The organism is Herpetosiphon giganteus (assembly GCF_016907925.1).
Taxonomy (GTDB): Bacteria; Chloroflexota; Chloroflexia; order Chloroflexales; family Herpetosiphonaceae; genus Herpetosiphon; species Herpetosiphon giganteus.
On record NZ_JAFBCZ010000003.1, the window covers coordinates 291,608 to 318,219 of the forward strand.

The window sequence follows — 26,612 nt, forward strand, 5'->3', positions numbered from 1 at the left end:
CAATGGCTGGATTTGTTGTTTTAGAGCTGTTTAAAAAAGTATTGATAGATGGCATTACTCCCTAAGCTGCCGCCTAAAGCATAAAAGAAGGCAGTTAATGAAAATGGATTAAACGCTCCGAAAATATAAATCGCATACACGCTGCCTGCTAACAACGCCCCACCAATGCTCAACAGCAACTGAATAATCACATCATGTTTGCGCTCAGCAAACATCATCGCCCAAATAATGCCAATTAATGCGCCAACTGCTGCCTCAATCAAGAGGCTGTTGTTGGGATAATAGACTACCGCCAAAACGATGCTCAGAAATACAGCACCGCCGCCAAAGCCAGCAATCAAGGGCCATAAATCGCCGGTATCTGGCTTGGGCAGCGTGCCTTGGGCGAGTTGAATCTTCAATTTGCGCCGCTGCGGTTTTTCAGTGCCAATCCGAATTTCAAAGCTTACGCTCGCAGATTGACCAGGCATTGGGTTACGATCAAGATCGAGGCCAAATTGAAACTGTTGGGGTTGATCGGGCACGACGTAAAGCTCTGGTGGCCCAACTTGCAACCAGCCAGGTGCATCGACGGCCTTAATATGCGCTGCCCGATTGCGCGCCGTAACCGTCAATGGCGTGGCGGTCATACCATCCAACGGCAACATCACGGTGTTGTATTCAAATTTAACTTCAGCAGCCAATAGATTCGGCGCTAAGCTTCCAACCAAAAAATCAAGCACCCGCTCTGGACGTTCGTTTTGCACCAGCATGCGATGAACTTTGATCGCCAATTCCGTGTGTTGATGCTGACGCAACCATGTATTCAGATCGCCGTTGACCAAGGCATGCAAGCCATAGCCCCAATCGGCCTGAATCGCCTGGGCCAAATCATGGCCATTATAGGGCGTGACTCCACTCGGAAACTTAAACGGCTGCACAAGCGTTGGCTCAAGCGTTTCCTCAAGCAAATCGCGGAAAATGGTGGCATTTGGCCGTTGGCTTAAATCTTCATGCAACGCGCGGCCAAGCACTTGTTGCATGCGTTGGGGCAAGCTGGTTAATTTCGGGAAGTGTAACGGGTGTTGGGTTGGATCATCGTCAGTGAGCAGTTGATAGATGGTGGCGGCTAAATTATAAATATCGCTGGCAGGATAGCGCTGATTGCGATATTGCTCAGGCGCGGCATAGCCAGGCGTGCCATAGGTTTTGCCTGCACCGCTAATTGCGGCTGCGCCAAAATCGACCAAAAATAACTCGTTACTCTCACGATCACGAATCAAATTGGCGGGCTTAATATCGCCATGGACAATTGGTGGCTTGAGGCCATGCAAATATTCCAAAATTTTGCATACCACAATCCCATCACGCAGCACTTGCTCGAATGGCCGAGCCTTACCCGCCATAAAGCTGCCATCAACCAGAATATGGCTTAGCCCATACTCCAAATCACGACCTGCCACATATTCCATCACAATTGTGGCAACCCCGTCTTCCTCAAAATAGGCAAAAACTTGGGGAATTTGGGGATGGCGGAGCTTGGTTAGCAGCTCAGCTTCGGTGGCAAACATGCGCCGCGATTCGCTGCCGCCTTGGAGTTGCGTGCGCTTCAAAATACATTGCCGATTGAAGGTACGGGTATCTTCGGCAAGGTAGATTTGGCCAGTGCCACCCTCGCGCAAGGGTTGAAGTACCCGATATTGACCCATAATCAACGCACCAGCTACCAGCAGTTGAGGTAGCGGTGCGTTACATTGATCACAGCTAGAGCTTTGGGCATTAGCCACGGTTGTGCCACACGCAGGACATTGCATAGATTGGTCTCAATTAAAGGCTTTTCACGTATGATACACGTTTACGCAACTTTGCCCAAAAGGTGGCTACTGCTGGCGGCGTTCATTGGCCAAGATTGCCAAAACTTCTTGCTGCAACGCTGCATTCGTCGCCACCGCATCTGCCCCCCAAATGCTGGCCTCGCCAGCCCAGGTTGTAAAATGGCCGCCAGCCTCGCGCAAAATTGGCAGCAATGGCGCGCAATCCCACGGATTCATGGCAGGATCAAGCATAATTTCGGCCCGCCCAGTTGCCACCAACACGTAGCCATAGCAATCGCCCCAGGTGCGCTGAAGTTTGGTTTTGCTCACCAGTTGCGCGTAGGCATCAGAGCGTTTCATGGCCGAAGTTACCGAGGTCGTGAGCAATGTGGCCTCAGCTAGCGTGTCGACCTTGCTCACATGCGCTGGCCGCCCATTCCAGCTACAGCCCAAACCATCAGCCGCCGCTAGCATCTCATCGAAGGCTGGCAAATAGACTGCGCCCACACTGGCTTGGCCTTTGACTTCTAGCCCAATCAGCACGCCATAAAACGGCACGCCATGAATAAAGGTTTTAGTACCATCAATTGGGTCGATAATCCAGCGATAATCAGCATCGCCCTGTTGTTCGCCATGTTCCTCGCCAATAATCGTATGGCTTGGAAAATAGCGCCCAATACATTCCCGAATGATCGTTTCGGCTTCGCGATCGGCGCGAGTAACCGGAGTCGAATCGCCTTTGGTTTCAACCTGAACATCGGCCCCAAAATAGGCCAGCGTGCGCCGACCACCTAAATAGGCAGCTTCGCTCGCAACATCCAACAATTCGCGCAAACTTGGCATGGCTTGCATCCTTCCATAGCAACACAATTAGCGTGAGCCATGGTAGTTGGCAGCATCCAAACGAGCAAGTTCTTGCACAAAGCGCTGCACAATATCGGCCAAAAGCGCCAATTCCTGATTATCGAATTGCTCCATCAGCTGCGACATATCGCGATAGCGTTCAGCATTGATTGATTCAATCTTTTTGCGCCCTGCATCCGTAAGCTCTACGAACACTACGCGACGATCTTGTTCGTCGCGCTCGCGAGCCACCAAATCGTTGTTGATCAGCCGATCAACAATGCCGGTTAATGTGGCGGGTGCATGCTGAGTAATGCGCCCAAGGTCACTCATGCTGGCGCGGCCTTGGTGGGCATCGAGGGCAATTAATAAAATTGCCTGCGAAAGCGTCAAGCCCAAGCGTTCCATAGTTTGGCTGCTTTGGCGATGCGAGAGCCAAGTCAATTGGCGAATCATATCGGAGATTGAGCTGAGTAGTGAACTACGATGTTCATCTTCCATAAAGATTTCCTTGTTGTGAACAATTGTGAAAAACCACAGTACCATGCCACTTTAGGGCGATTGGCATCTTGACACAAAATTCACAAATCCTATAATAGTTCGCGTGCCGAAATATTATCGACATATATAATCGTAGCGACAAATAATCTTGCCGTCAAACATTTTCGTGCCGAAAGGAGCCACGTAGTGTTGTGGTTTACACGTCAATCGCTTAAGCGCTCGCCAATTACGATCATGATCTCAGTGGTCTTGATCATTGCGGGGCTGGTTGCTTCAGCAGGGCTGAAACGGGAACTCTTCCCGGATATTTCCTTCCCCATCGTCAGCATCACCACGATCTATCCGGGGGCTTCTTCTGAAACCATGGATAGCGAAGTGACATCGGTAATCGAAAAGGCCGTTAATGGCTTGTCGGGCGTTCAAGCAGTTCAATCAACATCGTCAGAAAGCTTTGCCTTTACCATTTTGACCTTTGATGTTGATGTTGACCCCAAAGATGCCAAGGTTGAGGTTCAAGAGAAAATTAGCTCGTTGAGCTTACCTGAGAACGCCCAAAAACCAACGATTGGCACGTTTAACTTCAATTCGTTGCCAATTGTCGTGGCCAGCGTTAGCGGCGCAAACTTGAGCGACGTTCAAGCCAAGGTCGATGGCGAACTGGTGCCAGCCTTGTCGGCCATCCCTGGCGTGAACAACGTGGCGGTAACCGGCGGCGAGCAAGAAAAAGTTTTGGTCACGCTTGATCCTGAGAAAATGGCTGCCAACAACTTAACCCAAGCCCAAGTTGTGCAATTCTTGCAAGCCAATAACTTGGTCTTCCCCGTGGGCACGATTACCGACGAAGGCCGTGGCTTGCCTTTGCGGATTACCCACAAATATAGCTCAACCAACGAAATTGAAAACGTTGTAGTTGGGATCAAGGGTGTTGATCTAAGTGGTGGAGCCAGCGGTGGCCTTGGTGGTGCAACTGGTGGTTTTGGCGGTGCGGCTGCCCAACCAACTGCGGCAGCTACTCCTAGCCCAACCCAAGCCCCAACCCAACCAGTCACAACCAGCTTGATTCCTGCTCCATTGCAAGCTGCTGGTATTACGAGCCCTGATCAAATTACACCTGCGGTGATTGGCCAATTTCCTGCTGCTGGCTTGAGCCAAATCAGCTTGCCATTGGCCTTGGCCTTGAGCGACGATAGCCAAGCTGCGTTGGCCGAACGCTTGCCAGAAGCTGAAGTGCCAGCAGAATTTGCGGCCTTTGGCATTACAGCACCTGACCAAATTACGCCAACGGTAATTGGCCAATTGCCAGCTGCTGGCTTGGCTCAATTCCCAGTCAACTTGGCTTTGGCTTTGCCCGAAGCTAGCCAAACTGCTTTGGCCGAAGCTGTGGCCGCTGCTCCTGCTGCTACTCCAGCTCCAGGCAATGGCGCAAGTGCCTTGCCAGCAGAATTTGCGGCCTTTGGCATTACTAGCCCTGATCAAATTACGCCTGAGCTGATCGAGCAAATTCCAGCTCAATTCTTATCGGCCTTTACGCCTGAAATTACTGCCTTGCTTTCAGAAGAAAGCCAAGCAGCCTTGGCGCAAAAGCTCAACAATCCCGATGCAGCTGGCAGCGCTGGCGTGCCTGAAGCATTGCTGATTCGCTTGAAGGATGTGGCGACGGTTGAAGTTGGCGCAGTTGGTGGCAGCACTGTAACCCGTACCAACGGCCAAGCCAGCTTGGGCTTGGAAATTTCCAAAGATACCACTGGCAACACGGTTGAAATTGTCGAAGCTGTTGAAGCTGAATTCGCCAAATTCAACGATGGTAGTTTGACGATTCAAATCGTCAGCGAACAAGCCACCCCAATCAACCAAGCGGTTAGCGCAGTGTTGACCGAAGGCGCAATTGGCGCAGTCGTGGCGATTGTGGTGATCTTCTTGTTCTTGCGTTCGTTGCGCACCACCTTGGTAACCGCAGTTTCAATTCCACTTTCAATTATGGTGGCCTTGATTCTGATGCGTTTGCAAGGTTTCTCGCTCAACGTGATGACCTTGGGCGGTCTGACCGTCGCGGTCGGACGGGTGGTCGACGACTCGATTGTGGTGCTGGAAAACATCTATCGCTACTTGAATAAAGGCGCGAATCGCCGCGAAGCTGTGATCGAAGGCACCAAGGAAGTTGCTGGCGCAATTACCTCATCGACCTTGACCACCGTCTGTGTGTTCTTGCCCTTGGGCTTGGTCGGCGGGATCGTCTCGAAATTCTTCTTGCCCTTCGCTTTGACCGTTACCTACGCTTTGTTGGCTTCGTTGATTGTGGCAATTACGATTGTGCCGCTTTTGGCCTATCTGTTTATTCGCCAAACCAAAGAAGAGCCAGAAAACACTTGGATGCAACGCGCTTACACTCCAGCCTTGTTGTGGGCTTTGCGCAACCGCGCTTGGACATTGGTCATTGCATTTGCCTTGTTGCTGGGTAGCTTTGGTTTCGTCAATTTCTTGAAATTCACCTTCTTGCCTGATAGCAGCGAAAAGTTGATTTCAATCCAGATCAACACGCCATCGGGCACTGACCTTGAAACCACCGTTGCCAAAGCCAACGAAATTGAAAAATTGTTGTTGGTGCAACGTGATGCAGGCAAAGTGCGCGATATTCAAACCGTCATTGGTAGCTCAAGCGGTGCAAACGCAGCTCGTGATCGATCCGGTGGTGCCAGCGCTCCTGATAGCGCCCGCTTCAGCTTGACGATCGATAACGACAAAGTAACCGACCCAGCTGCTTTCGCCAAAGAACTGGAAACCCAAATCAAAGGCGTTGCTGGCCTCGAATCGGTAACTGCCGAAGTTGTTTCGCAAGGTGGCGGCCCTGGCAATGCTGGCCTCGACATTACCTTGGTTAGCTCGGATATTAACAAACTGCGCGAAGCCAACGACAAAATTATGGCCGTAATCGGTGGCAATAAAGTCAGCGATCGCTTCGATATTGCCAACGTCAAGAGCAGCTTGGCCGAAGTGCAGCCAGAGCTTGAAGTTGCGGTTGATCCTGCCAAGGCAATCAACAGCGGCACCAGCACAGCCCAAATCGCTTTGCAAATTCGCGCAATGCTGACTGGCGAAAACGCTGGGACTGTCCAATTGGATGGCACCAACAAACCGCTTGATATTTACGTACAAGTCGATCCTGCGGCCTTGGATGCTGAAAAATTGCGCGCGCTGGAAGTCGGCACAATCAACACCGTGCCACTTTCACAAGTTGCAACGATTAGCGAAGTGCCTGGCGCAAGCAGCATCGTGCGGATCAACGGCGACCGCGCCACCTCGATTTCAGGTCAATTTACCAGCGATGATACCTTCTCGACCCAAGCTGCGGTCGAGGCTGAAATTCGCGATAACATTGGCTTGCCCGAAGGCGTAATTATTCAAGCTGGTGCCCAAGCCCAATCACAAACCGACACCTTCAACGATATGTTCCTCGCCTTGGGCGTGGCCGTTATCTTGGTGTATTTGGTGATGGTGCTCTCGTTTGGCTCGTTGATGAACCCATTAATCATTCTCTTCTCGTTGCCATTGGCGATTATCGGGGTCTTGACCTCGCTGTTCCTCACTGGCAAGCCACTGGGCATCACCACCATGATTGGGGTCTTGCTCTTGATTGGGATTGTGGTGACCAATGCAATCGTGTTGATTGAGTTGGTTGAACAATATCGTGAAGAAGGCAAGCCAGTCTACGAATCGTTGGTGCAAGCTGCTCGCGTGCGCTTACGGCCAATCTTGATGACCGCAATTGCGACGATGGTTGCCTTGCTGCCATTGGCTTTGGGCCTCAAAGAAGGCGGCTTTATTGGCGCAGACCTTGGGATTGCGGTGATTGGTGGCTTGTTCACCTCGACCTTCTTGACCTTGCTGGTTGTGCCAGTTGTGTATAGCTTGGTTGAAAGCCTCAAAAAACGCTTTGGCTTTGGCGATAAGCATGGCCATAGCGAAACCAGCGAAGCCGAAGCCGCCTAATTAGCTGCTTGGTTCTGGTTACAGCGCAGGTTACCTTCACGGTAGCCTGCGTTTTTTGTTGGCAAGGCAACTTTAGCGCTCCTAATGTTGCAATTTGAGTTATTTTGGCATCAAAACTGTAGGAAAAATGCTTTACACTGGCCATTAGCCACGTATGTTTCCCAGCGTGTATAACTATTGTGGCTATCAATAAAGCTTGGATCAGTCAGATTCAGCTTCGGTTTGCATTCTAGGCCAGCTATGCGTACCATGCACTAAATCGATGTCCACAAACGTGCATTTTTAGTATTGCACAAGCTTTAATCAAGCTACGTTTTGTTGTGTGTAGGAGTTATGGCTATGTCCAAGGGCTTTCGGAATTGGCTAATTATCTATGCGGTTTTATTTTTGGTCTTAGTTGTTGGCATGATGTTTCTCGATGTGCCATGGTATGTGGCAGTGATTTTGACCGCTGTTGGCATGATTTATCAAGCTGGGCGTTATTTCTTATGGGATTAAATTTTGTTCCCTCTCCCCCCAGCCCCCTCGCCCACTGGACGCGGGCGAGGGGAGCACGCGTTTGTTTTTACCAACGAATTATTGCTGAACCACCGCATTAAAGTCCCTCTCCCGCGCCACGGGAGAGGGGTTGGGGTGAGGGCGTGACCAATCAGATTCAATCGATCAGAGCACGCAGCAAATTAAGATATTCGATCTATAATACTCGCGATGAATAGTGCGCCTGGAAAACTTATTTTAGCGGGCGAGCATGCCGTGGTGTATGATCAACCTGCTTTAGCTATGCCGATTGCCGCCCTCCGCGCGAGCGTCGTCGCCGAACCAGCTCCTTCTGGCGCTGGCATGACGGTGCACGCGCCCGATTTGGGCTTGGTTTGGCGTTTACGGGCAACCGCGCCGCTCAGCGATTTAGCTCAGCGCACTTTAGATTATTTGCAATTGCCAGAGCCTGATTTGCGCTTGACGATCAGCTCCAGCATTCCAATTGCTAGTGGCATGGGCAGTGGGGCTGCGGTTGGCGCTGCCTTGGTGCGCGCCTTGGCCGAACAGGCGGGCCAGCAGATTGCAGCCCAAGTCATTTCAGATTTGGTGTATCAGAGCGAAAAAGCGTTTCATGGTACGCCCTCAGGCATTGATAATACCGTCGTTGCCTACGAACAGCCAATTCTGTTTCAGCGCCAAGCCCATGCTGATCCGATTATTGCGCCGCTAGCGGTGGGCCAGCAATGGCATTTTGTGGTCGCCGATAGTGGCATCGCCAGCGAAACCAAAGCGGTAGTCGGCGATTTGCGCCAGCGCTGGTTGGCTGAGCCAGATCGCTATAATGCTCAATTTGCAGCGGTTGGCAGCTTGGTGCGGCAGATTCAAGCAGCGCTCGCGGGCAATGCTGGCCCAGAATTTGGCCAATTGCTGAGCCAAAATCATCAATTACTCCAAACGCTCGGCGTTTCGTGCGCCAAACTTGATCACTTGGTGCACGCGGCGCTTGAAGCTGGGGCTTGGGGCGCAAAAATGTCGGGCGCTGGCTGGGGCGGAATTATGCTAGCCCTCGTTCCCGCTGAGCGTGCAGCCTTGATTCAAAACCAATTGCGAGCCGCTGGGGCGGTGCAAACTTGGCAAACCAGCCTGATGCCGACCCAGGCTGCTGAAGAGGTTACTCATGACCATGCTTGATGCTGCGATTATTGTTGTAACCTACAACCACGCTCGCTATATTGGCGATTGCCTCAACTCATTGTTGGCGCTTGATCCTGCGCCCAGCGAATTGGTGGTGGTCGATAATGCCTCGCGTGATGAAACCGCCAAAATCGTCAAAAGCCAATTTCCTCAAGTGCGCTTTGTGCAAACCGGAGCCAATTTGGGCTTTGCAGGCGGCTGCAATCAAGGAGCGAGATTAACGTCCGCTGAATATATTGTGCTGGCTAATCCCGATTTAATTGTGCAGTCCGCTTGGCTTGAGCAGCTAATTGCGCCCTTGGAACGCTGGCCAAATATTGGTGCGGTTGGCGGCAAATTACTCTATCGCGATGGAATCACGCTTCAGCATGCTGGTGGAGTTTTGCGCTTGCCATGGGGCTTAGGCCATCATCGGGGAGTCGGTGAGCTTGATCATGGCCAATATAACGCGCTAGAAACTGTTGATTATGTGACTGGCGCGGCCTTTGCTTGTCGGCGCAGCACCTGGGAAAGCTTCGATGGGCTTGATGAGCAATTTTACCCCGCCTATTACGAAGAAGTTGATTTTTGCACCCGCATGCGACGGGCAGGGCTTGATATTCTGTATACGCCGCGGGCTGTTGCAACCCATATTGAAGGCTCAAGCGTGGGCCATCGTAGCGCTGTCTACTTGCAGCTCTATCATTTCAATCGCTTGCGCTACCTCTTTAAATATTTCAACAATACTTGGCTGATGCGCACTTGGCTGCCCGCCGAGATGGGCCATATTCGGGCTTGTGCAAGCGACGATGAGATTCAAGCGCTGAAGATTGCCTATTTAGCCTATCAATCAGCCTTTTTAAACCATGAATCGCAGCCGGTGATCAGCGAGCTTGATATTTTTCCTGATGAAACTGCCGACGGTGGCGAAACCGAATTGCAATGGATTGAACGCCAACTTCGTGCTAAAGTGAATGTTGCACCAGCGCCGATTCCAGCGCGGCGACCGTGGTTGGGGGCAATTCGCAACGGCCTATTACGTTTAGCCACTCGTGATTTTGTTGTGCCAATTGTGCAAGCACAAAACGATGCTAACGCAGCCTTACTAGAATCGATTCAAGCATTGAGTCGTCAACGGCGCGCCGCCGATGCGACCATCCTACTACAAGGCATGCTATTAGCTAAAAGTCTTGATCAACAACCAAAGGCCTAATCTTGCCCCTCTTGATCACCACGTTATGATAGTGTTAAGCCAATGTTTAGAGCATTGGATATTCTTTTGCTTTGGTCTGCGACGACTATTATTCATTTTTCGTTTTTAGGAGCGTCAACGATGACCAAGATCCATCCACCGAGCCATCGGGTAGCGGCATTTGCGCTTATTTTTAATTCCAATGGTGCAGTGTTGCTTTCACGACGGGCTGATAGCGGCTGGTGGAATTTGCCAGGTGGCGGAGTTGAATCCCACGAAAGTGTCAGCGAGGGCATTATTCGTGAGGTGCGTGAAGAAACAGGCTTAGAGGTTGCCGTAAATCGGCTGGTTGGGGTCTATTCCAAGCCCCAAAAGCATGAAGTCGTGCTAACCTTTGAGTGCAATGTGCTTGGCGGCGAACTCCAAACAACCGAGGAATCTGCGGAACATCAGTGGTTTGCCCCAGAATCCTTGCCCACCGAACAATTTCTGCCAAAACATCGTGAGCGAGTGCTCGATGCCTTGAGCAATCAACCAGCAGCGATTCTACGCGAACAACGTTCACCTTCAGTCGGCGACCATCAACCCAATCACAATCAATGAGGTGAGCTGTGGCCATTCTCGATAAGCTCCTCTCGCGCTCTGATGATGCCGATAATTTAAAGGGCGTAGAGTTTAAAGTTGGCGATATTATCGACCAACGCTACTTGGTGCGCAATGTGCGCAAAGGTTTTATGGGCTTGGTCTACATTGCCCGCGATTTGCGTTCGGAGCAGACCGTGGCCATGAAAACCTTTCAAGCCAAATTCACATGGGTCGATAGTGCAATTGCCAATTTCACCCGTGAGGCCGAAGTTTGGATGCGGCTTGGTTCGCATCCAAATGTTGTCGAAGCAACCAGAATTGTGACGATTGCAGGCCGTCCGCACATCGTTATGGAGTTTGTGCCTGGGGTTTCGCTGCGCGAGATGATGCGCCGTGGCCGTTTGCGCTTCAAACATATTCTCGATTTTGCCATCCAAATTTGCTGGGGCATGCAATATGCCTACGATCGTTGTAATTTGATTCACCGCGATCTCAAGCCCGATAATGTGATGGTTACGCCCGAAGGCATTGCCAAAGTGACCGACTTTGGCTTGGCCCAAGGTGCCAGCGTTTCAAATAAAGTGCGCTGGGGCCACGATTCGCAACATAACGACAGCAAAATTGTGACCCATGCTAGCGATTTGTTTGGCGGCTCCCAACCATACATGTCGCCAGAGCAACGTGCGCCAGGCACGCCGCTAGGCACAACCAGCGATATTTATGCAATGGGCGTGATGCTATATGAGATGATGATTGGCGATTTACCCTTCAAAGCGCCGACGGTTGCTGAATTGACCCATTTGCATTGCAACGTGCCACCGCCAACGCCTTCGGAAGTGCGGCCCGATTTGCGCCGCGGTTGCGACCACGTGATTTTGCGCTGTTTGGCCAAAAAAGCCAACGACCGCTACCAATCGTTCGATGAACTTGAACATGATTTGCAGTGGCTGCGCAAATATCACTTGGGCGAAGAACTGGCCCGCCCAACCGTGACGATTAGCGTCGAAACTCAAGCCGCTGATCTGAATGCTAAGGGCATTGTGCATATGTCGTTGCACGAATATAGTGCTGCGCTCAAATGCTTTCGCCAAGCCACCGAGCTAGAAAGTGCGCGCGCAACCTATTGGCTCAATTTGGGGATGTGCCAAGTGGCCTTGTTGGGTTACAACGATGCGCTCAAAAGCTACGAACATGCCTTGACGCTCTATCCAACGCGCGATGAAGAAGTGCGCTTGCACTGGCTTTCCGGCGAATCGCACGAATATTTGTATCAGCTGCGCGAAGCCTTGGAAGATTACGATTTGGCCTTGAACTTGGATAAAAAAGAGCGGCGGGCATGGCTGGGCCGTGGCCGCGTCTATAGTGCGTTGGCCTTGCCCAAAGAGGCCTTCCAAGCCTATGAATACGCTTCCAAGCTCGACCCAAATGATCCAATTACGTGGCGCAGTATGGGCTATGCCTCGCTCGAATTAAATCAAGCCAAGCAAGCCTTGTACTACTTCGATCAAGCCTTGAAGGTCAATCCGCGCGATGCTCAGGCATGGTGTGGCAAAGGCCAAGCCTTCTTTGATCTGCGTAAAAATAACGATGCCTTGCAAGCCTACGAAAAAGCCTATAAACTCGACGCGAATTTAGCCGAAGCCGTGATGGGCATGGCCAAAGTGCGTGGCCCTGGGGCAATACCGAGGTAAGCATTATGGGGCGTGAAGATCAAGGGATTAACAACAATTTGCATCGTTGGCAGGCCATTCCACGGACGCTGTGTTTTGTAACCTATGGCAGCGGAGCCGAGCGCCAAGTGTTGCTGCTGCGCGGCGCTCCTACCAAGCGGGTTTGGCCCAATCGCTTAAACGGGGTTGGTGGCCATATCGAGCGCAACGAAGATTTTCTGAGCGCGACGCTGCGCGAGGTGCACGAAGAAACTGGCTTGACAGTTGCCACTCCCAGACTGGCTGGGATTGTGCATATCGATAGCGGCGCTGAAGTGGGCATTGTGATGGCGGTGTGGACTGCCGAAGCTAGCAATCAAAACTTCGTTCCAAGTGTTGAAGGCGCGTTGGAATGGCACGCGGCAAACCAACTGCCAACCAGCGATTTAGTTGATGATTTGGCGATTCTATTGCCAAAAGTGTTGAGCATGCAGCCGCATGATCCGCCATTTTTTGCGCATTATTCCTACGACGAGCATAATCAACTGCGGATTGCTTGGCAAGCTTAATGCAGAAATAATTTAATCAAACCCACAACAGGCACGGCTTAGCCCGTGCTTGTTGCATGCAGGAGCATACATATGCCACTAACACCCTATGGTAACCCCAACGATGCGCCAGGTAAGGTGCTTGGCTCGAAGTTATTGATCATTTTAGGGGCGATTTTGGCCTTGGCTGGCTTGTTGTTAAGCATCTTTGGCGATCTTTGGACGGGCCTGATGCTGCTTGGGGCTGGCGTTAGCTTTAGTTGCTTTAGCGTGATGCAATCGAACACGCCCGAATCAACCCGCAACCGAAACTTGCTTTTAGGCGTAGGTCTGATTGCGGGGATTGTGGCATGGTTGGCAGCAATCAAATTAGTGCTTTAGAAACGGCTCGTCGCGCCATGCTATAATTCAAGTTGGCGGCAATGCTGCGGCCACAGTTCGCAAACTACATTCTCAATCGCTAGGAAATTTAGGTATGGTGGCGGCGTTTTCGTGGACTAATTTTTTGCTAGCAGCCAATGACCTAACGCTAGCAGCAATTGTGGTCGTAGGGTTTTCGTTATTTGCCTATATTGCTCTGCACAATTGGCGCAATGGGGTAGCGCGTTCGTTTTGTTTGCTGATCGTTGGCTTGATGATTGTGCTTGGGGGCGCAATTCTACAACGTCAAGCACAAACTGAAGCTACTCGCCATGTGCTTTGGCGCATTCAATGGGCAGGGATTAGCCTTGTGCCTGCGGCCTACTACCACTTTGCTGAATCGCTGCTGCGCAGCACTGGTGATCCACGTATGTGGACGCGAGTGCTCTTACCATTATTCTATACATTTAGCGTTGGCTTTTGGTTGGTGGCGCTCACCAGCAATCTTTTGGTGATCGATGTTCCCAGCCAGCCGTATGTTGGTTTTGGCAAAGGGCCGCTCTTTTGGTTTTTTATTAGCTATTTTGTGGCGGTCTGTTCATTGGGCGTGTGGTGCATTCGCCAAGCCCATCGCCGCTCGATCACTCCGGCCAATCGGCGGCGCTTATGGTATTTAAGTACTTCTTTTTTAGCACCCTTTTTGGGGGTGTTTCCCTATTTAATCATCGCTGCCAATACTACGGTTGTGCCATCCTGGCTTTCGTTGATGTTACTAGGTGCGAGCACGACCGGCGTAGGAGTGATGATGACCCTCATGACCTATAGCGTCGCTTTCCATGGGGTGATTGTTCCGGATCGCTTAGTTAAGTATAATTTCTTAAGATACATTTTATATGGGCCAGTGGTTGGCGTGGCCTTGATTATCTGTTTACAATTGGTTGAGCCGTTGAGTGCTTCAACTGGCTTGCCGCGCGCAACGATCACGATCTTTGGGGTGATGCTGATGACGGTGGTGATGCCAATTTTTATTGGGCGAATTCGGCCAACCGTCGATACCCTAATTTATCGCCAAGATAGCGATGAAGTGCGTTGGATGCGGCGCTTCGAGGAGCGAGCTTTTACGCGCCAAGATTTACGCCAATTGCTCGAAAATACCTTGGTCGCCGTTTGTGGCTCGTTGCGGGTTGAATCGGGCTTTGTGCTGGCTCCCAATGAGGATCAATTTACAGTTCAAGCCTCGTGTGGCCCGCGCCGCACGATCAAACAGTTTTTAAATGTCAATAATATTAGCGAACTCTTGCAAAGCTTGCCACACGGCGCTTTTCGCAACGATCGCATGCCTGAGGTCGAGGATTTTAGCATTCACGATGGGTTTTGTTTGTTGCCATTGTACAATAGCCAGCAGGAATTACTGGGCGCAATAGGCATTGGCTGTAAACCTGAGCAGCTGACCATCCCAACTCGTCAATTAATCGCAACCTTGGCGCATCAGATGGAATTGGCGCTGACTCATATGCAATTGCAGCAAAATCTATTTAGCTCGTTGCGTGGGCTAGCCCCGCAGAGCGCTTCGCTGTTACAATTGACCAGCGAAATTGAAACGCCAGCCTCAGAAATGGCCGATGCGATTGCGGATGTGGCGTTGCACCCTGAGTTTCCCCAATTGGTGAAAGATGCGCTTTCGCATTATTGGGGCGGGCCAAAACTGAGCGATAGCCCATTGCTCGATTTGCGCACGGTGCGTCAATTGCTTAATACTCAAGGTGGCAGCCCAACCCGCGCCTTGCAAGGCGTGTTGCGCCAAGCAATTGAAAATATTCGGCCTGAAGATCAACTTGATCCTTCTGCGCCCGAATGGATGATTTACAATATTTTAGAGTTACGCTTTCTCAAAGGCTTACGGATTCGCGAGATTATAGATAAGCTCGCAATGAGCGAATCGGATTTTTATCGAAAACAACGGGTGGCGGTGGAAGAAGTGGCCCGTCAGTTGGCGCTGATGGAAGACCAAGGCGATCGCCCTTCCGGCTCGGTTGAGCGACAACGTCCCTAAGCGCAAGGCATCTGGAGACACCTGTATGGATAGCTACGAACGCCGTTCTCGTTTTGTTCACCGTTTTGCAACGCCGCTCACCACCTTGAACGCAGGTTTGGCCTTGCTTGAACGTTATTTAGCCGAAACCAACGCCAATTCGGCCCAAATTGCCGAGGTGATGGGCTTACTCAATCGCTCGGCAACACGCTTGGGCAGCGCAATTGATGTGTTGCAAGAATATATGTTTGACCATGCAACCGGCATTCAGGTGATTATCCCTGATGAGGTGCTGGCCCAACGTCCGCAACAAACCAACCAAGCGCCTGCAGAAGCGCCACATTCGGCTTTGCCCAAATATCCTCCCGATATCGACACCAGCAAGCCGTGTGTTTTGTTGATTGAAGATTCGCAGACCTATCGGGCCGTGGTTTCGGCTCGCTTGACGCAATCGGGCTATAACGTGGTTACTGCGCCCGATGGCATGGCGGGCTTAGATTTGGCGCGGGCCTATCAGCCGGTCGCAATTATTCTCGACCTGATGTTGCCGCATCTCAATGGCGAACAAGTGGCCTTTGTGTTGGGCGAAGATCCAGAAACCAAGCATATTCCAATTATTATTTACACTGGTTTGGAAGCAACTCAAACCGAAAAACTAGAGCTTGACCCACGGCTGCAAATTATTCGCAAAGACGAGGCCTTGGATCGTTTGCCAATTATGGTCAGCGAACTGGTGATCAAAAGCCGCAAGAAAACCATTGCCGAGCTTTTGATTATCGAAGATGATCAAGAAATTCAACAAGTTGTCAGTCAAGGCTTATCGAATGCTGGCTATTCGATTACGGTCACGACCAGCGGCGAGGAAGGCTTGCGGCTCGCCATGCGCCAGCCCTTCGACTTGATTATGCTCGATTTGATGTTGCCCGATATTGATGGCTGGACGGTGCTGCGCCAGTTGCGCGAGCGCACCCAAACCGCCACTACGCCGCTGATGCTGGTTTCGGCGCTGGGCAAGCCCGAAGAAAAAGTCCGCGGCTTTCAACTTGGCGCAGACGATTATATTACCAAGCCCTTTGATTGGAACGAATTGCTGGCGCGGATTAGTGCCTCGCTGCGTCGCCGCGAAGTCGAAGGCAACGCCAACCCATCGACGATGCTACCAGGCAATCGGGCAATTGAGCGAGCCATCGCGGCGCGGCTTGATCGCAAACAGCCGTTTGTGGTGGGCTACTGCGATCTCGACCACTTCAAAGCCTACAATGATGAATATGGCTTTCTCAAAGGCGATGCGATTATTCACCAAACGGCGCGCATAATTACTGGCGCGGTGGAGCGTTCGGGAGCTGCTGGCGATTTTGTGGGCCACATCGGCGGCGATGATTTTGTGTTTTTGGCTCATCCCGATAATGTGGCGGCGATCTGCGAATCGATCATTCGTGAGTTTGATCAGCTTGCTCCGTTGTATTACGACATTGAATCGCGCCAACGTGGCTTTATTCGCCAAAATGATCGCGAGGGCAATCCCAAGCAATTTCCGTTTGTGAGCATCTCGATTGGCGTGGTTTCAAGCCTCAATCACCACATTAGCCACTTTGCCGAGTTTGGCGATTTGGCCGCCGATGTGAAAAAGCGGGCCAAGGCGCATAAAGGCAGCGTTTATTTGATTGAAACTGGCGATCAAGCGACTGTGAAAGTAGCGAGCTAGAACTTCCTAAACCCCAACCCCTCGCCCGTCCAACGGGCGAGGGGCTTTAATTTGGTGGTTTTAGCTTGGTTTGGGGAAGTTTACGATTGGGAAAGGAGATTCGTATGTCTCGTTGCTGGCAAGAACAGTATGATCCTGAATTACACCCAGATTATATGTCCTCAAGCTGGATTGGCGGGCAAAAAGCAATGCGTGAAGCAACACCACTTGTGCCTCAGTGGGTTTATTGCGTCCATGTCTGCTCATTTACATTCCTTTTCCATTCGCTTGATCAGCTTCGCACCTGTCTCGGCCACTTTGAGCAGAAATTGCACCCAAGCAGCCGCGAGCCAGGCTATAGCCTTGAGCATTATTGGCAACGCTGGTATGAGCGCCTGCCAGCCTATCTATTTAAGGAGCCGAAGCGCCAAAGGGTTATTCGCGCTCTGCGGCAGGCCTTGAACCAATTTGATTGAGCTGAAATAGCCACGTTACGGTTAGTAACCCAACGACTATGATTATGAGTTTTTCAGAATTTGTGTTCAATACGGAATTGATGCCCTCTCCCAAATGTTGAGAGAGGGGCTTTTTGTTTCAAACTAAATCTTCGCTTCGATCAAGGGCAACAGGAAGTAGACCAAGAACGATACAGCAACAACCCACAACAATGGATGAATTTGCTTGGCTTTGCCCAAGGCCAATTTAAGCACCACATAACTGATAAAGCCAGCACCAATGCCGTTGGTAATGCTATAGCTGAATGGCATAATCGTCATGGTCAGTAAGGCGGGAAAGCCCTCTTCTAGCTCGCCAAAATCAATTTCGCGAATGCCGCCACACATCAAAAAGCCCACGATAATTAGGGCTGGCGCGGTTGCTTCGCTTGGCACAATGCCCGCAAATGGCGCGATCAGAATGCTCAGCAGGAACAAAATCCCAGTGACCACTGCGGTGAGGCCTGTGCGTCCGCCCTCGCCAACGCCCGCCGCACTTTCGATGTAGGTGGTGACCGATGAAGTGCCAAATACGCCGCCAGCAATCGCCGCAACTGAATCGACCATCAGCACCCGATTCGAGTTGGGCAAATCGCCGTCTGCTTTGACAAAGCCTGCTTGTTCGCCCACGCCAATGATTGTGCCCATCGTGTCGAAGAAATCTGAGAGCATCAGCGAGAAAATTACCAAGACTGCTGAAAGCACTCCAGCTAATTTAAACACATCAAAATTGATGCCTTGTCCAATCGTCTCGAAACTTGGGCTAGCCAACTCGCTTGGGAAGGCTCCTTGCACCCCAGTTTGAGCACTTACATCAGCACCAAAGGCATAATGGCTGACAACGCCGATGATTGTTGTGGCCAAAATGCCAATCAGCAAGGCGGCTTTAACTTTGCGCGCCAGCAAAATCAAGGTCAAAAACAAGCCAATCATGGTGAGTAAAATTGAAAAGGTGGTGAAATTGCCCAAGGCCATGGGCGTGCCCTCGCCACGTTGCACAATGCCAGCGTTATTCAAGCCAATGAAGAGAATAAACAAACCGATGCCAACGCTAATCGCCCGTTTCTGCGAAAGCGGAATTGCATGCATCACCGCTTGGCGAAAACCGGTTAGTACCAAGGCCGTAATTAACAAGCCTTCGAGCACAACCACACCCATAGCTGCTTGCCATGGCAGGCCCATTGTCAGAATTAATTGAAAGGCGACGACCGCATTCAAGCCAAGGCCTGGAGCGAGGGCAAAAGGATAATTGGTAAATAAGCCCATCGCGATACACATCAAGGCCGAAACCAAACATGTGGCGGTGAGGGTTGCGTTGAACGGCGGGCCTGCTTCTGCCAAGGGGCCGCTCGATAAAATCGATGGATTGACAAAAATAATGTAGGCCATCACGAAAAAAGTGGTTACGCCCGCCAGAATTTCGGTGCGAAGGTTGGTTCCACGTTCGGCAAAGCGAAAAAAGCCTGCCAAGCCAGCGTCAGGCCGCGAAGTGCTGCGTGCCACAGATCAACTCCTTTGAATCAAGCCAACAATGCATGCCCGGCAAATGCTGGCCATGCGCAAGAAAGCTCCATCCAGCAGGCTGCCGTAGACTTCAAGATGGGGAAATAGAATTAAATTAGGCGTAGCACTATTATACGATATGGCGGGGGAAAGGATGAAGGATGAGGGATGAAAGAACATAGAGCATAGAACATAGAGCATAGAACATAGGGTTTGGGGATCAGGGGTCGGGGATCAGGCTATAGGCTGTAGGCTTTTGGCTATGGGAAAAAGGGGCGAGGCTATAGGCTTTTGGCTATGGGAAATTAATAATCAAAATAATCTGTGGCAAAAAAATAATCTTCGTGCAATTCGTGAAATGTTTTTAACGCAGCGGCGCAGAGAACCGAAGGATGAAGGATGAGGGATGAAATGCCAAAGTCAAAGCTCAAAACCACAAACAGGCCGTTTTAACGCAGAGGAATTATGGGCTATATGTAATGGTTCATTGCGTTAACCTTCGATTGCCCCCTCACCCCCGCTCCCGCCCGCGAGGCGACGGGGAACCGCCGACTCCGTGCTCCCCTCGCCCGCATTCAGTGGGAGAGGGGTTGGGGTGAGGGCATGCCACTGGTTCCAAAAGCCAAAAGCCTACAGCCACATTCGTGGAATTCGTGACTAAAAACTTAACTTCGCGATCTTCGTGATCTTCGCGGTTTCCGTCCTTCGTGCCCTTCGTGTCCTTCGTAGATCAAGCCGATCCCCGATTCCCAAACGACCGATCCCCACGATAAAGAAAGATGGTATCATTGGGCGTAACAAACGAGGAACCCATGAATATTTACGATCTTGATTTGCAGGGCTTGACTGCGCAATTGACTGAATTAGGCCAACCAGCCTTTCGCGCGCGCCAAATTTATGCCCATTTATATAAAAAATTAGCCAACGATTTTGCTGCCATGACCGATTTATCGGCGGCTTTGCGCGAACAATTGGCGGCCAAATTTCAAATTGGCGGCCTTGAACTGGTGCGCGAACAAACGACTGACGATGGCTTGACCCGCAAAGTGCTTTGGCGCTGTCCAGGCAATGCGGTGATTGAAACCGTGCTGATGATCTACCCGCCTGATCGGGCGACAATTTGTGTTTCGACCCAAGCTGGTTGTGCCATGGGCTGCGTTTTTTGCGCTACTGGCAAGCTAGGCTTGTTGCGCAATATCTCCAGTGGCGAGATTATGGAGCAGGTGCTGTATTTCGAGCGCTATCTGCGCACTGAAGGCGCTGCGATTGCCAAACGCCATGGCGGGCCAGTACCCGACCATATCACCAACTTGGTGTTTATGGGCATGGGCGAGCCATTTGCCAATTACGACCGTTGGTGGGCGGCGGTGGAACGGCTCAACGATAAACAGGGCTTCAATCTTGGCGCACGCAATATGACGGTTTCGACGGTGGGCTTGGTCAAAGGCATTCGCCAATTGGCCGATGAAGCCTTGCAAGTTAATTTGGCGGTTTCGTTGCACGCGCCCAACGATCAATTGCGCAGCGAACTGATGCCAGTCAACGATCGCTTTGATATTAGCGATTTGATGGCTGCGATTCGCTATTACACCGATAAAACGCATCGTCGAGTGTCGTTTGAATATGTGCTGCTCGACGATAAAAACGATACGCTTGAGCTTGCGGCCCAACTGGCTAGTTTGGTCAAAGGCATGCTGTGCCATGTCAATTTGATTCCGTGGAATCCTGTGCCTGGTACGCCCTTGACGCGTTCGCATCGCGAGCGAGTAACGGCATTTCAGCGCATTGTGCAAGCGGCAGGAATTTCGTGTACGGTGCGGGTTGAACGCGGAGTTGAAATTGCCGCCGCCTGTGGCCAACTGGCAGCAATTCCCTCGCCAACCAGCCCGATAAACCTGTATTAATAAGGATGAAGGATGAATTATGAGGGATGAAGTTTTAAAATCATAAATCCTAGCTACAGAGCGTCAAAATATAGTATTGATGCGGGATAGGCTGAAATTTCATCCTTCATCCCTTATCCTTCATCCTTTCGAAGGGGACTTTTTTGTGCTTGATACTTATCGTGTGTTGATTAGTGCTGCGCCTGAAATGCTTGAGGCAGCCATAGAAGAAATTCGTTTTGGTAAATTTGGAATTGCTGTTCAGCGGCTTGCGCCTGAGGTCGCCTTGGTTGAGCTAGAGCAGCCTTTAGCTGAATGGCAAGCAACCTTGGCCAAACGGCCAGCCGTTTTTATCCGCCATATTGCGCCAGTTCATCGCGAAGTTGTGCTCGAAGGCACGCCCGATGATTTGGAGCGTTTGACCCAAGTGGCGTTGAATCTTGCGCCGCATTTGCCAGCCCGCAAGCCGTTTGCAGTGCAAACCCGCTTGCTCGATGAGCATGTGAAATTAACTCGTTTTGAAATCAACGAAGCCTTGGCCGAAGCAGTTTCGCAAGTGAGCGGCTTGCCCTTGGATGTGCGCAATCCGCAGGGTGTGCTTTCGGTTGCCTTGAGTATGGATCGGGCCTATCTTGGCGTTTCGAGCGTTGAATTCAATCGCTCGGCATGGGCTGGTGGTGCACATCGCTTTGCCCGCGAACAAGGCCAATTAAGCCGCGCTGAATTTAAGTTGCTCGAAGCCCAAGCCTTGTTCAATATCGACTGGCCCGATCATGGACAAGCCTTGGATTTGGGCGCTGCACCAGGTGGTTGGACGCGGATTTTGCGCCGCGCTGGCTTGCCAGTTGTCGCGATTGATCCAGCTGATTTGCACCCCAGCTTGCGCTACGATCAAGGTGTGCGCCATTTGCAAACCTTGGCGCAACGCTTTTTGCCAACTCAAGAGCGCTTTACTGTGATTGTCAATGATATGCGGATTGATGCCCGCGATTCGGCGTGGCTGATGGTTGATGCTGCCAATGCTTTGACCAATGATGGCTTGGCGGTGGTTACGCTCAAATTGCCTCACGAGCATAGCGCCCAAATTGCCTATCACTCGCTGAGTATTTTACGCACCGCCTATTGGGTGATTGGCGCACGCCAACTATTCCATAATCGCTCGGAAGTGACCGCTGTGCTGCGCAAAAAACACGAAAAACGCCCCAAAGCCGATCAGCCGCCACGCGATTGATCCACGAAGAGCACGAAGAGCACGAAGGATGAAACCGCGGAGAACGCGAAGAGCGCGAAGGGGAAACTTTGGGGTCACAGTATCAATTGCAATAGTCCACAAGATAAATATTAGGGGTGCAGGGGATGAAAACCCCTGCGTCTCCCGCCTTGAGGCGGGACGGAAGGGTGGAGAAAACGCCTTGATTCAAGCCAATAAACGCTGAGCAGAGGTTTATGAATGCCCGATAATTCTGTATACAGCGCGAGCAACATTCAACTACCATCGAATCTAAACCAAATCCAACTTCGCCGCGAAAATGTAGGAATGTACTATGGCGGCAATGATGGCACAGCAATTCAAGGCTTATTGATTGAATATATCGATTTTCTCCTAACCAAGCAGCATGCACAGCGGATTCAGATAACTAGCTTGCCAGAAGCCAGCTTTATAGTGCAAGATTTTGGAGCAACTCTAGAATCGGTTGCTGATTGTGGCTTGCCGACAGCCGAGTTGCTGCATCTATTTGGCGCTGCTCAACATTGCACAATCGATTTGCACCACGATGGTCAACATTATCAATTGAGCTACAACGGTGAACTTACTGTCCCAGCGGTACAGCAGCTTGGTTCCAGCCAAGCTAACTACCGAAGCATCCATTTTGTGCCCAACCACGCTATTTTCATCCAGCGGGCTAGCTCAATCCATCAACTACTCGGTTCGTTGCGTGGCTTGGCAACGCTGTTTGCTGGCTGTCGAATTGAAGTCATCGATCAGCTTCACGCTACAATCAACCACCTGTTTTATCCCAATGGGCTGCGCGATTATCTTGATGAATTAATTTACAACAACTTAAATCCCCAGCCATATCTTGAGTTTGAGGCTGCGAATGAGCATGTTCACATTAAGCTTGGCCTGCAATTTAGCTATTTTAGCCAGATTGAGCAATGTTTGCTGCGCTATCGGCACGTGCCGTTTGATCCAAGCTACCGCCAAGCGATATTAATAGGTTTGGCCGCAGGGTTAACCACTTATGGCCATGCGCATCAAAAAATTGCTGTTAATCAAGCAATCGAGCCTACCCAAATTCGCAATTTTGGCTGTTTGATCGTTTTGGCGCAGCTGGCAACATCATTGCAAGATGCAGGTCGGCGACCGAGCAATCCTTCGTTAATTGCCGCCGCCATTCAGCAACTTGTGCAGCAACAACTGCCTGAGCAACTGGCTTGCTTATCAGCTAGCGAAATTGATCAGCTCGTTATGTGGTAGGTCTCTGATCCACGAAGAGCACGAAGGATGAAACCGCGAAGATCGCGAAGATCACGAAGGGGAAACTTTGGGGTCACAGTATCAATTGCAATAGTCCACAAGATAAATATTAGGGGTGCAGGGGATGAAAACCCCTGCGTCTCCCGCCTTGAGGCGGGACGGAAGGGTGGTGAATCAATGCTTGAAACACTTAAAATCCTCATAATAGCCACTCAAACCACATCAAAACCATCTTGATCTATCCACCCTAGTAGCTATCCTCGGTATCAACTCTCCCATCTCAGGATAAAATAGCCAAGTTTGAAACAAATAATCTACTGGAGAATTCTCATGCACGACCCTTGGGGCGATACATTTACGCCTGAAGAACAGGCGATTCTAGCACCGTTTGTCACCAACCTCGATCAGCCAATTTTTGGCTTGCGCAATCTCCCAGAAGTTGTCAAAGGTGCCTTGTTCTCGCGTTACAGCCGCAGCGATAAGAGCCTACGCCGCATGTTGCTCGATGAATTTATTCAAGCGCCAGAGGCTGGTTTTCAGGCAATTGTTGGCCATGCCGCCAGCAATGGCAACGATCAATTGGTGGCAACCAAACAGGCCGAAGCTTTCTACGAAAGGGTGTTGTTGGGCTATGGCGATGATTCGGTTGCCGAATTGGGTGGGGCACACGTGGCATGCGAAGGCGTAAGCAACATTGTCGCCAAGGCGCTCGAAGATAGCCGCTTGGGCCTCGATCCGCTGGAAAAATCTACCCGTTATGTGCCATTCGATCGCCAAGTGGCTGGCAAATATCGCTATCATCGGGTGGCGGAAATTATGCAATCACCCCACGCCGCGCTCTATGAACAAACGCTTGATCGCTTATTCGACAGCTATCGCACCTTGATCGAGCCTGTGCAAGCGTGGGTCCAAAGCGCCAGCCCGCGCGATGCCAAAACCAGCGAACGGGCCTACGCCAGCGCGACGCGGGCCAAAGCACTTGATTTATTGCGCGGTTTGCTGCCAATGGCGACGCTCACCAATGTTGGCTTGTTTGGCAATGGTCGAGCCTATGAATATTTGCTGACCAAATTAGCTGGCTCCGAACATAGCGAAGTTCGTGGTGTGGGGGTTAATCTGCAACATGAGCTTGATCAACTGATTCCTTCATTCGTTAAACGGGCCAAAACCGCGCGCGGCGCTGCTTATAGCCAATATCTCGCGACGATGCGTCAATCAGGTGCTGCGTTTAGCCCCGAAATTCGAGCTAGCCCCAATCAACAGAGCGTTAGTTTAGTGGAATATGATCCTGATGCAGAGGCCAAAGTTGTGGCGGCGATCCTCTATCCACACAGCGACCAGCCCTTGGAAAACCTCCAAAGCTGGGCACGAAATTTGCCAACTGATCAGCGGATTGCGATTCTACGGGCCTACGTTGGCGAACGCGGCTCGCGTTTCCATCGCCCAGGCCGCGCCTTCGAAGAAACTTACTATACCTTTGATTTTCTAGCCGATATTGGCGCTTATCGCGATTTGCAGCGCCACCGAATTCTGACCCAAGAGCGTCAGCGCTATAGCGTGGTGCATGGCTATACAGTTGCGCCCGAGCTTGAGGGCGCTGGCGTTGCCGAGGCCTATTGCACAGCGCTTGATCAGGCGGCAGCAGCGGTGCAAACTATCGAGGACGATTTGCCTGAAGCCGCGCAATATCTGGTGCCGTTTGCTTATCGTATTCGTTGGCGGTTTCGCTTGAATTTGCGCGAAGCCTATCATTTGATTGAGCTACGCGCCGCGCCGCAAGGCCACCCGAGCTATCGCGCGATTGCCCAACAGATGTACTTGGCTTTGCAACATGTCCATCCAAGCTTGATCGAAGGCATGCAATTTGTCGATTTGGGCGAGCATGCCTTGGAGCGTTTGGCAGCCGAACAACGCCTCGACCAAAAATTGGCCGAGCAGCAACGATAGGAATCAAGTATGTGGCGGCGTGAGTTTGACGATTTGCTCAATGGAATAGCTGGCGCGTTTTTGTTTGGCATTCCGTTGCTCTACACAATGGAAGTGTGGGATATTGGCAGCGATCTCACGCCGTTGCATATGTTGTTGTACCTTGGCCTAACCTATATCGCCTTGGTTGCGCTCAATCGGGCAACTGGCTTTCGACGCAATAGCGATGAAACCTGGGGCCGCTCGCTCGCGGATAGCATCGAAGCCTTGGCGCTCGGTGCGTTAGTGGCCTGTTTTAGTTTGATTGTGTTACGGCGCGTCAGTTTTGATCTGGCGTATGACGTTATTTTGGGCAAAGTTGTTTTGGAAACCATGCCATGTGCCATTGGCGTTGGCATGGCCAATGGCTTGTTGCGCCGCGAAGATAATGATGAAGAGGAAGCCGAGCAGCAAAGTTTTTGGCATGCGACCTTGGTTGATGCAGGCGGGACGATGCTTGGAGCAACGGTGGTTGGACTTTCGATTGCACCAACCGATGAAGTTGGCGTGATTGCTGCTTCGTTGCCGCCGTGGTGGCTGTGGCTAATTATGGCGGCCTCGTTGCTGATTTCGTATGTGATTGTGTTTCAAGCTGAGTTTGGCGACCATCAGCAGCGTAAAAGCGATCGTGGCTTGTTTCAATCGCCGCTCAGCGAAACGATTGCTTCATACATTATCTCGCTGGTGTTTGCCTTGGTCACGTTGCGGGTATTCAACCAAATTGATGAAAGCACCTCATTGGCGCAAATTATCGATTACACGATTGTTTTGGGCTTGCCTGCCACAGTTGGCGGCGCGGCAGGGAGATTAGCCGTATGAAAAAACGCGAAGCACGCACAACCGCCGAATGGGTTTCGCTCGCGATCGCAGTCTTGCTGCTCAGCTGTTTGGTTGGCTTGATTGGCTGGCTGTGGGCCACCGAAGGCGACGAACCAGCTCAATTTAGCCTTGCAATGGGCGAGGTGCGCCAAGTTGGCGAGCAGTTTTATCTTGAAATAACCGTGCGCAACGATGGCGATCAAGCAGCGGCAGCGGTCGAGGTTGTTGGCAAGGTGGATGATCAAGAAAGCAATGTAACGATTGATCTCCTGCCCGGCCACGCTGAGCAAAGCGCAACCCTGATTTTCAGCAGCGATCCCAAGCAAGCAGAACTAGCAGTTGTGGGCTATAGTGAGCCGTAATTTTTGATCCACGAAGGACACGAAGGGCACGAAGAACGAATAACGAAACCACGAAGGACGCGAAGAGCACGAAGGGGGAAATGGCTTCATCCTTCATCCTTTTCGTTGGCCACAGATTGACACAGATTTTTAGGATTAGGCTTTTGATTTTTGATTTTTGACTTCTGCCTTTTGATTTTAGCCCTTCATCCCTCATAATTCATCCTTCATCCTTTTCGTTGGCCACAGATTGTACAGATTTGTTTGATTATTGTTCCCATAGCCCATAGCCTGATCCCCG

21 protein-coding genes are annotated in these 26,612 nt (G+C 51.1%); 17 read left to right on the plus strand and 4 right to left on the minus strand.

Going from position 1 to position 26,612, the window contains the following annotated elements:
• Positions 1-20: 20 nt before the first annotated feature.
• The 3 genes from JOD20_RS04215 to JOD20_RS04225 form a co-directional block, all read right to left on the minus strand.
• Positions 21-1,793: a serine/threonine protein kinase gene (locus JOD20_RS04215; RefSeq protein ID WP_204754063.1), complete on the minus strand. Its 1,773-nt coding sequence runs from the start codon at positions 1,791-1,793 to the stop codon at positions 21-23.
• 66 nt (positions 1,794-1,859) lie between these two features.
• Positions 1,860-2,636: a histidinol-phosphatase gene (gene hisN, locus JOD20_RS04220; protein ID WP_204754064.1), complete on the minus strand. Its 777-nt coding sequence runs from the start codon at positions 2,634-2,636 to the stop codon at positions 1,860-1,862.
• Positions 2,637-2,663: 27 nt separating this feature from the next.
• Complete coding sequence (locus JOD20_RS04225; RefSeq protein ID WP_204754065.1) at positions 2,664-3,137, minus strand: MarR family winged helix-turn-helix transcriptional regulator; 474 nt, start codon at positions 3,135-3,137, stop codon at positions 2,664-2,666.
• A 186-nt stretch (positions 3,138-3,323) separates the two neighbouring features.
• Between JOD20_RS04225 and JOD20_RS04230 the strand changes: the two genes are divergently transcribed.
• The 11 genes from JOD20_RS04230 (at position 3,324) to JOD20_RS04280 (ending at position 17,303) form a co-directional block, all read left to right on the plus strand.
• Positions 3,324-7,124, plus strand: a complete 3,801-nt coding sequence (locus tag JOD20_RS04230; protein WP_204754066.1) for an efflux RND transporter permease subunit — start codon at positions 3,324-3,326, stop codon at positions 7,122-7,124.
• Between the two features lie 339 nt (positions 7,125-7,463).
• Positions 7,464-7,622, plus strand: coding sequence for a hypothetical protein (locus tag JOD20_RS04235; RefSeq protein WP_160319473.1), 159 nt, complete (start codon positions 7,464-7,466; stop codon positions 7,620-7,622).
• A 210-nt stretch (positions 7,623-7,832) separates the two neighbouring features.
• The gene (gene mvk / locus JOD20_RS04240) at positions 7,833-8,795 is read left to right on the plus strand and encodes a mevalonate kinase (RefSeq protein WP_239583705.1); all 963 of its coding nucleotides are present in this window, start codon (positions 7,833-7,835) and stop codon (positions 8,793-8,795) included.
• Complete coding sequence (locus tag JOD20_RS04245) at positions 8,782-9,990, plus strand: glycosyltransferase family 2 protein (RefSeq protein ID WP_204754068.1); 1,209 nt, start codon at positions 8,782-8,784, stop codon at positions 9,988-9,990. Before mvk ends, JOD20_RS04245 begins: the two co-directional genes overlap by 14 nt.
• Before the next feature lie 120 nt (positions 9,991-10,110).
• A complete protein-coding gene (locus JOD20_RS04250) occupies positions 10,111-10,572 on the plus strand; it encodes an NUDIX hydrolase (RefSeq protein WP_204754069.1) in 462 nt (153 codons plus the stop codon).
• Positions 10,573-10,580: 8 nt separating this feature from the next.
• On the plus strand, positions 10,581-12,245 hold the full coding sequence (locus tag JOD20_RS04255) for a protein kinase domain-containing protein (protein WP_204754070.1): 1,665 nt from the start codon (positions 10,581-10,583) through the stop codon (positions 12,243-12,245).
• Positions 12,246-12,250: 5 nt separating this feature from the next.
• Positions 12,251-12,772 carry an NUDIX hydrolase gene (locus JOD20_RS04260; protein WP_204754071.1) on the plus strand — a complete coding sequence of 174 codons (522 nt, stop codon included), beginning with the start codon at positions 12,251-12,253 and terminating at the stop codon, positions 12,770-12,772.
• A gap of 72 nt (positions 12,773-12,844) precedes the next feature.
• Positions 12,845-13,132, plus strand: coding sequence for a hypothetical protein (locus tag JOD20_RS04265; protein WP_204754072.1), 288 nt, complete (start codon positions 12,845-12,847; stop codon positions 13,130-13,132).
• 94 nt (positions 13,133-13,226) lie between these two features.
• Positions 13,227-15,164, plus strand: a complete 1,938-nt coding sequence (locus JOD20_RS04270) for a histidine kinase N-terminal 7TM domain-containing protein (RefSeq protein ID WP_204754073.1) — start codon at positions 13,227-13,229, stop codon at positions 15,162-15,164.
• A gap of 25 nt (positions 15,165-15,189) precedes the next feature.
• Complete coding sequence (locus tag JOD20_RS04275) at positions 15,190-16,848, plus strand: response regulator (RefSeq protein ID WP_204754074.1); 1,659 nt, start codon at positions 15,190-15,192, stop codon at positions 16,846-16,848.
• Between the two features lie 104 nt (positions 16,849-16,952).
• Positions 16,953-17,303: a hypothetical protein gene (locus JOD20_RS04280; protein WP_204754075.1), complete on the plus strand. Its 351-nt coding sequence runs from the start codon at positions 16,953-16,955 to the stop codon at positions 17,301-17,303.
• 123 nt (positions 17,304-17,426) lie between these two features.
• Here the strand turns inward: JOD20_RS04280 and JOD20_RS04285 are convergent, their stop codons facing one another.
• Positions 17,427-18,824: a solute carrier family 23 protein gene (locus tag JOD20_RS04285; protein ID WP_204754076.1), complete on the minus strand. Its 1,398-nt coding sequence runs from the start codon at positions 18,822-18,824 to the stop codon at positions 17,427-17,429.
• Between the two features lie 812 nt (positions 18,825-19,636).
• Between JOD20_RS04285 and rlmN the strand changes: the two genes are divergently transcribed.
• The 6 genes from rlmN to JOD20_RS04315 all read left to right on the plus strand — a co-directional run bounded on the left by rlmN (position 19,637) and on the right by JOD20_RS04315 (position 26,332).
• Positions 19,637-20,728, plus strand: a complete 1,092-nt coding sequence (gene rlmN, locus JOD20_RS04290; protein WP_204754077.1) for a dual-specificity RNA methyltransferase RlmN — start codon at positions 19,637-19,639, stop codon at positions 20,726-20,728.
• Positions 20,729-20,873: 145 nt separating this feature from the next.
• A complete protein-coding gene (locus tag JOD20_RS04295) occupies positions 20,874-21,938 on the plus strand; it encodes an SAM-dependent methyltransferase (RefSeq protein ID WP_204754078.1) in 1,065 nt (354 codons plus the stop codon).
• A gap of 219 nt (positions 21,939-22,157) precedes the next feature.
• Entirely contained in the window at positions 22,158-23,186 is a 1,029-nt protein-coding gene (locus JOD20_RS04300) for a DNA topoisomerase subunit B (protein ID WP_204754079.1), read from the plus strand.
• 330 nt (positions 23,187-23,516) lie between these two features.
• Positions 23,517-25,133, plus strand: coding sequence for an FAD-dependent thymidylate synthase (locus tag JOD20_RS04305; RefSeq protein ID WP_204754080.1), 1,617 nt, complete (start codon positions 23,517-23,519; stop codon positions 25,131-25,133).
• 9 nt (positions 25,134-25,142) lie between these two features.
• Entirely contained in the window at positions 25,143-25,970 is an 828-nt protein-coding gene (locus JOD20_RS04310) for a TIGR02587 family membrane protein (RefSeq protein ID WP_204754081.1), read from the plus strand.
• Positions 25,967-26,332 carry a hypothetical protein gene (locus tag JOD20_RS04315; RefSeq protein ID WP_204754082.1) on the plus strand — a complete coding sequence of 122 codons (366 nt, stop codon included), beginning with the start codon at positions 25,967-25,969 and terminating at the stop codon, positions 26,330-26,332. The genes JOD20_RS04310 and JOD20_RS04315 overlap by 4 nt, the downstream gene beginning before the upstream one ends.
• Positions 26,333-26,612 lie beyond the last annotated feature (280 nt).

Coding starts and splice junctions, on each gene's coding strand:
- JOD20_RS04215 (WP_204754063.1), bottom strand. CDS start 1,793: ATGCAATGTCCTGCGTGTGGCACAACCGTGGCTAATGCCCAAAGCTCT.
- hisN (WP_204754064.1), bottom strand. CDS start 2,636: ATGCCAAGTTTGCGCGAATTGTTGGATGTTGCGAGCGAAGCTGCCTAT.
- JOD20_RS04225 (WP_204754065.1), bottom strand. CDS start 3,137: ATGGAAGATGAACATCGTAGTTCACTACTCAGCTCAATCTCCGATATG.
- JOD20_RS04235 (WP_160319473.1), top strand. CDS start 7,464: ATGTCCAAGGGCTTTCGGAATTGGCTAATTATCTATGCGGTTTTATTT.
- mvk (WP_239583705.1), top strand. CDS start 7,833: ATGAATAGTGCGCCTGGAAAACTTATTTTAGCGGGCGAGCATGCCGTG.
- JOD20_RS04245 (WP_204754068.1), top strand. CDS start 8,782: ATGACCATGCTTGATGCTGCGATTATTGTTGTAACCTACAACCACGCT.
- JOD20_RS04250 (WP_204754069.1), top strand. CDS start 10,111: ATGACCAAGATCCATCCACCGAGCCATCGGGTAGCGGCATTTGCGCTT.
- JOD20_RS04260 (WP_204754071.1), top strand. CDS start 12,251: ATGGGGCGTGAAGATCAAGGGATTAACAACAATTTGCATCGTTGGCAG.
- JOD20_RS04265 (WP_204754072.1), top strand. CDS start 12,845: ATGCCACTAACACCCTATGGTAACCCCAACGATGCGCCAGGTAAGGTG.
- JOD20_RS04270 (WP_204754073.1), top strand. CDS start 13,227: ATGGTGGCGGCGTTTTCGTGGACTAATTTTTTGCTAGCAGCCAATGAC.
- JOD20_RS04275 (WP_204754074.1), top strand. CDS start 15,190: ATGGATAGCTACGAACGCCGTTCTCGTTTTGTTCACCGTTTTGCAACG.
- JOD20_RS04280 (WP_204754075.1), top strand. CDS start 16,953: ATGTCTCGTTGCTGGCAAGAACAGTATGATCCTGAATTACACCCAGAT.
- rlmN (WP_204754077.1), top strand. CDS start 19,637: ATGAATATTTACGATCTTGATTTGCAGGGCTTGACTGCGCAATTGACT.
- JOD20_RS04300 (WP_204754079.1), top strand. CDS start 22,158: ATGCCCGATAATTCTGTATACAGCGCGAGCAACATTCAACTACCATCG.
- JOD20_RS04305 (WP_204754080.1), top strand. CDS start 23,517: ATGCACGACCCTTGGGGCGATACATTTACGCCTGAAGAACAGGCGATT.
- JOD20_RS04310 (WP_204754081.1), top strand. CDS start 25,143: ATGTGGCGGCGTGAGTTTGACGATTTGCTCAATGGAATAGCTGGCGCG.
- JOD20_RS04315 (WP_204754082.1), top strand. CDS start 25,967: ATGAAAAAACGCGAAGCACGCACAACCGCCGAATGGGTTTCGCTCGCG.